At 61.6% G+C, this 10,719-nt stretch carries 6 protein-coding genes; all 6 read left to right on the plus strand.

Annotated features, from left to right (window positions below; all coding sequences use genetic code 11):
• Positions 1–33: 33 nt before the first annotated feature.
• The 6 genes from BK665_RS29650 (at position 34) to BK665_RS29675 (ending at position 10,643) form a co-directional block, all read left to right on the plus strand.
• On the plus strand, positions 34–1,761 hold the full coding sequence (locus BK665_RS29650; protein WP_123410051.1) for an autotransporter assembly complex protein TamA: 1,728 nt from the start codon (positions 34–36) through the stop codon (positions 1,759–1,761).
• Positions 1,758–5,426 (plus strand): translocation/assembly module TamB domain-containing protein, encoded by a 3,669-nt coding sequence (locus BK665_RS29655; protein ID WP_123410052.1) that lies wholly within the window; start codon positions 1,758–1,760, stop codon positions 5,424–5,426. Before BK665_RS29650 ends, BK665_RS29655 begins: the two co-directional genes overlap by 4 nt.
• Before the next feature lie 366 nt (positions 5,427–5,792).
• Complete coding sequence (locus BK665_RS29660) at positions 5,793–6,266, plus strand: MarR family winged helix-turn-helix transcriptional regulator (protein WP_123410053.1); 474 nt, start codon at positions 5,793–5,795, stop codon at positions 6,264–6,266.
• Positions 6,263–7,732, plus strand: coding sequence for an efflux transporter outer membrane subunit (locus BK665_RS29665; RefSeq protein WP_123410054.1), 1,470 nt, complete (start codon positions 6,263–6,265; stop codon positions 7,730–7,732). Before BK665_RS29660 ends, BK665_RS29665 begins: the two co-directional genes overlap by 4 nt.
• A 15-nt stretch (positions 7,733–7,747) precedes the next feature.
• Positions 7,748–8,950 (plus strand): HlyD family secretion protein, encoded by a 1,203-nt coding sequence (locus tag BK665_RS29670; RefSeq protein ID WP_123410055.1) that lies wholly within the window; start codon positions 7,748–7,750, stop codon positions 8,948–8,950.
• A gap of 163 nt (positions 8,951–9,113) precedes the next feature.
• Positions 9,114–10,643, plus strand: coding sequence for a DHA2 family efflux MFS transporter permease subunit (locus BK665_RS29675; protein ID WP_123410056.1), 1,530 nt, complete (start codon positions 9,114–9,116; stop codon positions 10,641–10,643).
• Positions 10,644–10,719 lie beyond the last annotated feature (76 nt).

Below are 10,719 nucleotides of genomic sequence, written 5' to 3' on the forward strand. Positions count from 1 at the left end.
CACGCTCCCAAGCTCGTGATAGCATCCGCGCCTATGAAGTTTCCAGGAAGATTTACCAGTGGCGTGCTCATGCTGTTATCCAGCTGCACGGCGCTGGCGCAAAGTGAATTGGCTGTGCGGATCAAACCGTCCAACGATGAACTGAAAGCCAATATAGAGGGCTATATCGGCAGCCTCGGCGATCGTGACGAAGAAGCCTTGCTGCGCTTCAGTCGAGGCGCCGAGGAACAGGCGCGCAAGGCCGCCCAGGCTTTGGGCTATTACCAGCCGCAAATCGACAGCGAAGTGAAGGGCGGCGAGAAGCCGCGCCTGACCCTGAACATCGATCCCGGCGAACCGATCCATCTGCGCAACGTCACCGTGCGTATCGACGGGCCGGCCGGCTCGCTCAAATCCTTTCGCAAGCCGCCGCCGGAGCTGCTCAAGCCCGGCGCGGTGCTCAACCATGGCCATTACGAAGACGCCAAGCGCCTGATCCAGAACCAGGCCTCGCGCTTCGGCTTTTTCAGCGGACGCTTTACCAGCCAGAAGCTGCTGGTGGACCCCCGCGCTGGCGTCGCGGATGTCGAATTGATCTACGACAGCGGCCCACGCTATGCCTTGGGCAAGGTCACCTTCGAAGGCGACACACCGTTCGATGAAGACCTGCTGCAACGCATGGTGCCGTTCAAGGCCGGCGCACCCTACGACTCGGAACTGATCGCCGAACTCAATCAGGCCCTGCAATCGAGCGGCTATTTTGAAGGCGTGCGGGTGGACGCGGCGCCCACGGCGTCCAAGGACGATGTGATCCCGGTGGCGGTCAAACTCGACACCCGAAAACCCAGGACCATGGGCCTCGGCCTGGGTTATTCCACCGACGTCGGCCCACGGATCAAGGCCAACTGGACCCGGCATTGGGTCAACCCCCAGGGCGACAGCTATGGCTGGGAAGCCGAAGTGTCAGCGCCACGGCAGAACGTCGGGGTGTTCTACGACATTCCCCTGGACCCGCCGCTCACCGACAAGCTGCGCTGGGCGGCCGGTTATCAATATGAAGAAATCGCCGATACTGACTCCCTGAGCAAACTGCTGACCCTCGGCCCGGAGTGGCACAGCAAGTTGCCCAGCGGCTGGCAGCGGGTGGTGTCGCTCAAGTGGCAGCGCGAGGAATACACCCTCGGCGATGACTCAGGCCTGAGCACCTTACTGATGCCCGGTGTCAGCTATTCCTACCTCAAAAGCGATAACCGCATCGACCCGCACAACGGCTATCGCCTGACCTTCGAAACCAAAGTGGCCAAGGAAGGGCTGGGGTCGGACACCAACCTGCTTTACGGCACCGCGCTGATCAAAGGCCTGACCACGGTCTTCGACAACCACCGCTTCCTCGGTCGGGTGCAGGTCGGCGGCAGCGCCACCAACGGTTACAAATCCGTGCCACCGTCCTTGCGCTTCTTTGCCGGTGGCGATCAGAGCGTGCGCGGTTACGACTATCAGAGCCTGTCCCCGGAAAACTCCGAGGGCGAACGTATCGGTGGCCGCTATATGATTGCCGGTAGCGTCGAGTATCAATATTCCATCGCCGAAAAATGGCGGGTCGCGACGTTCATCGACCAGGGCAACTCCTTCAACACGCTCGAACTGCCGAACCTCAAGACCGGTGTCGGTATCGGCGTGCGCTGGGTCTCGCCGGTGGGGCCGATCCGCCTCGACCTGGCCCACGCGATGGACGACGACGGCGGCATTCGACTGCACTTTTCCATGGGGCCTGAGTTGTGAAGCGTGGTTTGAAAATTTCACTGGTGGCGTTTCTGGCGCTGCTGATGCTGATCGTGTTGGCGGTGGCCACGGTGCTGGGCACGGCCGCTGGCAGTCGCTGGGCGCTGGGTTTTGTGCCGGGTTTGAGCGTAGAAAATTTCCAGGGCCGTTTGGGCGGGCAGTGGAGCGCCGATCATCTGCTGTGGCAACAAGACAGCAGCCGGGTCGAGCTGAATAGAGTGATATTCGCCTGGTCGCCGCTGTGCCTGACGCGCATGACCCTGTGCATCGAGCAATTGCAGGCCGATCAGGTGAGCCTGCAATTCCCGCCGAGCGCCGAGGAAGCAAGCAGCGGCCCGATCAAGCTTCCGGATTTGAAACTGCCCCTGGCGCTTGAACTGGGCGAGGTCAAGGTCGGCAGCCTGCTGTTCAACGGCAGCGAAGAGCTCAAGGGCCTGCAACTGGCGGCGCACTGGACCGCAAAGGGTTTGCAGATTGACTCGGTGCAATTGCAGCGCGACGACCTGAGCCTCAACCTCTCCGGCCTGCTGCAACCCAGCGGTAATTGGCCGCTGACCGCCGAAGGCAAGTTGACGATGGCGACGCCCGCGCCGTGGACCCTGGCCCTGAAAGTCGACGGCGACCTGCTGAAAACCTTGAATCTGAAAGCCGACAGCAGCGGTTACCTCGACGGCCAACTGACTGGCGAGCTGCAACCCTTGGCGGACAACCTGCCGGCCAAGGTGCGAATCACCGCCGACGGCTTCAAACCCGCCACCGATCTGCCGGACACCCTGCAACTCAATCAACTGGAACTCACCGGCGACGGCGACCTGAAAAACGGTTACCAATTGCTCGGCAAAGCCACGTTGCCCGCCGAACAAGGCCCGGTCGCGCTGTTGCTGCAAGGCAAGGTCGACGCCAAGGGCGCGCAAATCGCCGGGCTCGACCTGACCGCCAACGACAAGCAAAGCCTCAAGCTCAGCGGCAACCTCGACTGGAGCAAAGGCCTCAGCGCCCAGGCGAAAATCGACTGGCTGGATTTCCCGTGGCACCGCCTCTATCCGCTGATCGACGAACCGCAAGTGGCATTGCGCAGCTTCAATGGCGAAGTCTCCTACACCGACGGCCAATACCTCGGCAATTTCAAAGCCGCACTCGATGGCCCGGCCGGGGCGTTCACGATGAGCAGCCCATTCGCCGGCGACCTGACGAAAATCTACCTGCAACAATTCCAGCTCGAAGCCGGGCAGGGCAAGGCCGAAGGCCACCTGAACCTGCAATTCGCCGAGGGCATTGCCTGGGACACCGCGCTGGACCTGTCGGCGATCAACCCGGCGTACTGGATGGCGGAATTGCCGGGCACCCTGGCCGGGCCGTTGCGCAGCAAAGGCGAAATGAAGAACGACAAACTCAGCCTGAGCGCCGATCTCGATTTGAAAGGCAAACTGCGCGGCCAACCGGCGGTGATCCAGGCCAAGGCTGATGGCGCCGGTGAGCAGTGGAACCTCAACGCCTTGCAGATTCGCCTCGGTGACAACAGCATCAACGGCAAGGGCAGCCTGCAACAGAAACTTGCCGGGCAGATTGATATCAAACTGCCGCGCCTGGCCCAGCTCTGGCCGCAACTACGTGGGCAGCTCAACGGCCGGGTCGATGTCGCCGGCACGCTCAAAGCGCCGCAAGGCAAGCTTGGGCTGCAAGGTTCGCAACTGGCCTTCGAAGACAATCGCCTGCAAAGCCTGAACCTCGACGCCACTCTCGACAGTGCGCAACGGGCGAAAATCGACCTCAAGGGCAGCGGCATTCAGGCCGGTGAAACCGCGTTGGGCACCCTGACCGCCAGCGCCCAGGGCGATATCAAGAACCAGAAACTCAGCCTCGACCTGCAAGGCCCGCAGCTAAAACTGGCGCTCGGGCTCGACGGCGCACTGGACAAGGGCAATTGGCGCGGACGCCTGGCCAGCGGCGATATCCAGGCCGGCGGCCAGGACTGGAAACTGCAAGGCCCGGCCAAGCTTGAGCGATTGGCGGACGGCAAAATCAATTTCGGCGCCCATTGCTGGATGTCTGGCCCGGCCAGTTTGTGCGGTGAAGACCAGCGCCTGATGCCGGAACCGAAGCTGCGTTATCACCTCAAGCAATTCCCGATCGACAGCCTGGCCCAGTGGTTGCCCAAGGACTTTGCCTGGAAAGGCAAACTCAACGCCGACCTGCAACTGGACCTGCCGGCCAGCGGCCCCAACGGCCAGATCAGCATCGACGCCAGCGGCGGCACCTTGCGCATGAAAGAGAAGGAGCAGTGGCTGGACTTCCCGTACCAGACCCTGAAACTCACCAGCAAACTCACGCCCAAGCGTATCGACACCGACCTCAACTTCGTCGGCGGCAAGCTCGGCGAGTTGATGGTGCAGGCGCAAATCAACCCGCTACCCAAGAACAAACCGCTGACCGGCTCATTCCGCCTCAACGGTCTGGACCTGTCGGTGGCACGGCCGTTTGTGCCGATGGTGGAAAAACTCACCGGTCGCTTGGATGGCAGCGGCACCTTGTCCGGCGGACTGCTGGCGCCGCTGGTCAACGGCAACCTGTTGCTCAGCGACGGCGAGGTGTCCGGGGCTGAACTGCCGATGGAACTGCAAGACTTGCAGCTTAAAGCGGTGATCGCCGGCGAAACCGTGCAATTGAACGGCGGCTGGAAAAGCGGCAAGAGCGGGCAGGGCAGTTTGAACGGCAACATCGCCTGGGGTCAGGCGCTGGTGGTGGATCTGGCGCTCAAAGGCACGCAACTGCCGGTCACCGTCGAGCCTTACGCCAAGCTCGAAGTGGCGCCGGATTTGAAGATTTCGATGAAGGGCGACGAACTGGCCATCGCCGGCAAAGTGCTGGTGCCCAAGGGCGAAATCACCGTGCGTGAGCTGCCGCCGTCGACGGTCAAGGTCTCCGATGACACGATCATCGTTGGCGCCCAGACCGAACAAGGCAAACCGCCCATCGCCATGAAAATGGACATCGATGTGGTGGTGGGGGAGGACAAACTCAGTTTTGCCGGGTTTGGCCTGACCGCGAATCTGCAAGGTCATGTGCACATCGGCGACAACGTGGATACCCGCGGCGAGCTGTGGCTCAACGACGGTCGTTATCGCGCTTATGGTCAGCGCTTGACCGTGCGGCGTGCACGTCTGTTGTTTGCCGGGCCGATCGATCAGCCCTATCTGGATATCGAAGCGATTCGCCAGACTGACGACGTGATCGCCGGTATTCGCCTGAGCGGCAGCGCCGAGCAGCCGACCACGCAAATCTTCTCCGAACCGGCGATGAGCCAGGAGCAGGCGTTGTCCTATCTGGTGCTCGGGCGACCGCTGAGCACCAACGGTGAAGACAACAACATGCTCGCCCAAGCGGCCCTCGGGTTGGGCTTGATGGGCAGTTCCGGGGTGACCAGCGGTTTGGCCAAGGACTTGGGCATTCAAGACTTCCAGCTCGACACCCAGGGCAGCGGCGACGCTACCAGCGTGGTGGCCAGCGGCAACATCTCCGAAAAACTCAGCCTGCGTTACGGCGTCGGCGTGTTCGAACCGGCCAGCACCATTGCTCTGCGCTACAAATTGAGCAAGAAGGTTTACGTGGAAGTAGCCAGCGGCGTGGCCAGTTCCCTGGACATCTTCTACAAGCGGGATTTCTAAACCTGTCATCTGATCGTTCCCACGCTCCGCGTGGGAATGCAGCCGGTGACGCTCTGCGTCACGATTCAAAAGCGGAACGCGGAGCGTCCCAAGAGACATTCCCACGCGGAGCGTGGGAACGATCAATGGCCCCCGTTCCTTTCAGAAAGACCGAGTCGCTTTCTTCGCGAGCAAGCCTGCTCCCACAGGTCCAGTGTGATCCCTGTGGGAGCGGGCTTGCTCGCGAAGGCGTCCGTGCGGCCAGCACAAAACCCCCGCCATTTATCAGCTAAATACAAAGCATCCTAACTATTACGTTGACATTCTCTGCCTAGGCAGTAACATCTCGACATACATTCTCTGCCTAGGCAGCTAATTGGTGGTCAGATGAAGCATTTCACCCCTGAACAATTCAAGCATTGCCACCTCGGCCTCCTGCTCGGGCGTGCGGCGCTGCTCAAGGACCGGATCATCGACACGCACATGGAACCCCACGGCATCACCGCCGCGCAGTTCAAAGTGCTGATCATCATGGCCCAGTTCGGCGTCGATACCCCGGCCGAACTGTGCCGTCACCTGTCCCTGGACAGCGGTTCGATGACGCGAATGCTTGATCGCCTGGAACAGAAAGGTTTCCTCGCCCGCCAACGCTCCGAAGCCGACCGCCGACAGGTGCAACTGGTGCTGACCGAACAAGGCCAGCAGTTGACTGATCGCCTGCCGGACATCGGCGCCGACGCCATGAATGAACTGGCCGGCGCCATCACCCCGGACGAGTTGCAAACCCTGGAACGGATCCTGAAGAAAATCTTGGTGGCAGCCGGTGACTCGATCACTTTGCTGCGGGTAGGTGACAAATGAGCAGTAAAACCTTGCGTACAGGCCTGAGCCTGGTGCTGGTCTCGATGATCCTGGCCGGTTGCGCCAGCTACAGCGGCCTGAACACCGAAGGCAAAAGCGTCGATGCGAAAACCCTCAAGGCCGGGCAATCCCTGAGCGGCGTGACCCTGTCGCCGGCGGCCTGGCCGAAAAGCGACTGGTGGAAAAGCCTCGGCGACCCACAACTCGATGGCCTGATCCGCGAAGCCCTGCACGACAGCCCGGACATGCAAATCGCCGAGGCCCGTGCCCACCAGGCCAGCGCCGCCGCGTATGCCGCCGACGCTGCGCGGATGCCGACCCTCGATGCCAGCGCCGGTGTCAGCCGTTCGCGCCTGGCCAAAGATCAGGACCCACGCGGGCAGGGCGATGCCTACGCGACCGTGCGTAATATCAGCGCCAGCTTCAATTACAACTTCGACCTCTGGGGCGGCCAGCGCGACGCCTGGGAAGCCGCGTTGGGCCAGGCTCGTGCTGCGGAAGTCGATCAGCAGGCCGCGCAGTTGACCTTGTCCGCCGACGTCGCCCGCGCCTATAGCGATCTGGGTCAGGCGCACATCGTGTATGACTTGGCCAACGAAGACCTCAAGCGCACCAAACAAATGCTCGACTTGAGCCAGCGTCGCCTGAGTTCCGGGATCGACAGCCAGTACCAGTTCCAGCAAACCGAAAGCCTGGAAGCCAGTTCCGAAGCCAGCCTGATCGATGCGGAAAAACGCCTGAACAGCGCCAAAATCGCTTTGGCCGTGTTGCTGGGCAAAGGCCCGGATCGCGGCAATGAAATCGCCCGGCCGAAGATCCTCCAGGCCAGCGCCGTGGCCTTACCGTCGGTGTTACCGGCCGAGTTGCTCGGTCGTCGCCCGGATCTGGTGGCCGCACGCTGGCGGGTCGAAGCCGCGAGCAAGGACATCGCCGCGAGCAAGACCCAGTTCTATCCCAACTTGAACCTGACGGCTGCCGCCGGTGCCGAATCCTTATTGGGTGACGCGATGTTCGGTTCGGCCAGTCGCTTCTTCAACATTGCCCCGACCATTTCGGTGCCGATCTTCGACGGTGGCCGCCTGCGCGCCAACCTCGATGCCCGCGACGCCGACTATGACCTGGCGGTGGCGCAGTACAACAAGAGCCTGGTCAAGGCGCTGGGGGATGTCAGCGACACCATCAACCAGTTACGCGATATCGGCCGGCAGATTGGTGCCCAGCAGCACGCCACCGAGATTGCCCAGGACTCTTACAACACCGTGGTCCAGCGCTACGGTTCCGGCATCGGCAATTACCTGGACGTGCTCAGCATCGAACAGCAATTGCTCCAGGCCCAGCGTCAACTGGCGAACCTGAATGCCGAGCAGATCGACCTGTCGATTCAACTGATGCAGGCGCTCGGTGGCGGCTTCCAGGCTGAAACCATCGCCTCGGCCAATCCAGCCCCAGCCAAGCTGAACAACTAATTCAAGGTACTTGTCATGGCCACTGCCGAAACTACAAAAGCTCCTGAAAACGCTCAAGACACGAGCAACCCACGCAAACGCAAAGTCATGCTGAGCGTGCTGGCGATTCTGGTGATCCTCGCCGGCGTCGGCGTCTGGGCTTATCACGAACTCTACGGGCGCTGGAATGAAAGCACCGACGATGCCTATGTGAACGGCAACGTGGTGGAAATCACGCCGCTGGTCACCGGCACCGTGGTGAGCATTGGCGCCGATGATGGCGACCTGGTTCACGAAGGCCAGGTGCTGGTCAATTTCGACCCGAATGACGCCGAAGTCGGGCTGCAAAGTGCCCAGGCCAACCTGGCTCGCACCGTGCGCCAGGTGCGTGGCTTGTACAGCAACGTCGACGGCATGCGCGCCCAGGTCAACGCCCAGCAGGCCAACGTGCAGAAAGCCCAGGACAACTTCAACCGCCGGAAAAACCTTGCCGCCGGCGGCGCGATTTCCCAGGAAGAACTGTCCCACGCCCGCGATGACCTGACCTCGGCGCAAAACGCCCTGGCCAACGCCCAGCAACAACTGAAAACCACCAGCGCGCTGGTCGATGACACGGTTGTTTCGTCGCACCCGGACGTGATGTCCGCCGCCGCGAACTTGCGTCAGGCCTACCTGAACAACTCCCGCAGCACCTTGATCGCGCCGGTGACCGGTTACGTCGCCAAACGCTCCGTGCAACTGGGCCAGCGGGTTCAACCGGGCACGGCGCTGATGGCGGTGATTCCGCTGGATCAACTGTGGATCGACGCCAACTTCAAGGAAACCCAACTGCGTGACATGCGCATCGGGCAACCAGTGGACATCGAAGCCGACCTGTACGGCAGCGACGTGAAATTCAGCGGCACCATCGACAGCCTCGGCGCCGGCACCGGCAGCGCGTTTGCCTTGCTGCCCGCGCAAAACGCCACCGGTAACTGGATCAAGATCGTCCAGCGAGTGCCGGTGCGGATTCACGTCAACGCCGAAGAACTGGCCAAGCACCCGTTGCGCGTTGGCCTGTCGACTCAAGTGGATGTGAACCTGCACGACCAGAGCGGCCCGGTGCTGGCGCAACAGCCGCCACAAAAGGCGTCGTTCAGCACCAACGTCTATGACCGTCAGTTGGCCGAGGCCGACGCGATGATCACCCAACTGATCCATGACAACAGCGCTGCAGTCAGCAAGACCGCGCAACGCTGATTCGCCATCACACCAACCTGTGGGAGCGGGCTTGCTCGCGAAGGCGGTGGATCAGTCAACAGAGATGTTGAATAGAGAACCGCCTTCGCGAGCAAGCCCGCTCCCACAAGGTCAGCGGCGTCTGTAACAGGCGCCGCGCCCACCCGGTTCCATAGGATTTGCAATGAGCAATAACGCGTCTTTCACGCCGCCCAGCCTGCTGCTCAGCACCATTGGCCTGTCGCTGGCGACCTTCATGCAAGTGCTCGACACCACCATCGCCAACGTGGCCTTGCCGACGATTTCCGGCAACCTGGGCGTGAGTTCGGAGCAGGGCACTTGGGTGATCACTTCGTTCGCCGTGAGTAACGCCATTGCGCTGCCGCTGACTGGTTGGTTGAGTCGGCGTTTCGGTGAAGTGAAGCTGTTTCTCTGGGCCACGATTCTGTTTGTGCTGGCCTCGTTTCTCTGCGGTATTTCGACTTCGATGCCGGAACTGATCGGCTTCCGGGTGCTGCAAGGCCTGGTGGCCGGGCCGTTGTACCCGATGACCCAGACGCTGCTGATCGCGGTGTATCCCCCGGCCAGGCGCGGCATGGCCCTGGCGTTGCTGGCGATGGTCACGGTGGTGGCGCCGATTGCCGGCCCCATCCTGGGTGGCTGGATTACCGACAGCTATAGCTGGCCGTGGATCTTCTTTATCAACGTACCGATCGGGATTTTCGCGGTGATGGTGGTGCGTTCCCAGCTCAAGGCGCGTCCGGTGGAAACCAGTCGCCAGCCGATGGATTACGTCGGTTTGATCACGCTGATCATTGGCGTGGGAGCGCTGCAGGTGATCCTCGATAAAGGCAACGACCTGGACTGGTTCGAATCGAACTTCATCATCATCGGCGCTGCGATTTCCGTGGTGGCGTTGGCGGTGTTCATCATCTGGGAAATGACCGACAAGCATCCGGTGGTGAACCTGCGGTTGTTCGCTTATCGCAACTTCCGCATCGGCACCATTGTGTTGGTGCTGGGTTACGCCGGGTTCTTCGGCATCAACCTGATCCTGCCGCAATGGCTGCAAACCCAGATGGGCTACACCGCCACTTGGGCAGGCCTGGCGGTGGCGCCGATCGGGATTCTGCCGGTGCTGATGTCGCCGTTTGTCGGCAAATACGCGCACAAGTTCGACCTGCGGCTGTTGGCCGGGTTGGCGTTCCTGGCGATTGGCCTGAGCTGCTTCATGCGCGCCGGGTTCACCAATGAAGTGGACTTCCAACACATTGCCCTGGTGCAACTGTTCATGGGGATTGGCGTGGCGCTGTTCTTCATGCCGACCTTGAGCATCCTGATGTCCGACCTGCCGCCGAGCCAGATCGCCGATGGCGCGGGCCTGGCGACCTTCCTGCGGACCTTGGGCGGTAGTTTTGCGGCGTCGTTGACCACGTGGATCTGGATTCGCCGGGCGGACCAGCACCACGCGTACCTGAGCGAAAGCATCACCGCCTACGACCAACCGACCCGGGATGCCTTGAACACCCTGGGCGGCGCGAGTACCCCGGCGTATGCGCAGCTCGACCATGTGCTGACCAGCCAGGCGTACATGCTCTCCACCGTGGATTACTTCACGTTGCTCGGGTGGGGATTCATGGGGTTGATGCTGATCGTGTGGCTGGCCAAACCACCGTTCGCGGCAAAGGCCGGGCCTGCGGCCTCCGGCCACTAGGCAAAAACACATACCCCTGTGGGAGCGGGCTTGCTCGGGTAGAAACCGGGGACATCCTTTACGTTTTAAACCGGAG

Source organism: Pseudomonas frederiksbergensis (genome assembly GCF_003732665.1).
GTDB lineage: Bacteria > Pseudomonadota > Gammaproteobacteria > Pseudomonadales > Pseudomonadaceae > Aquipseudomonas > Aquipseudomonas frederiksbergensis_G.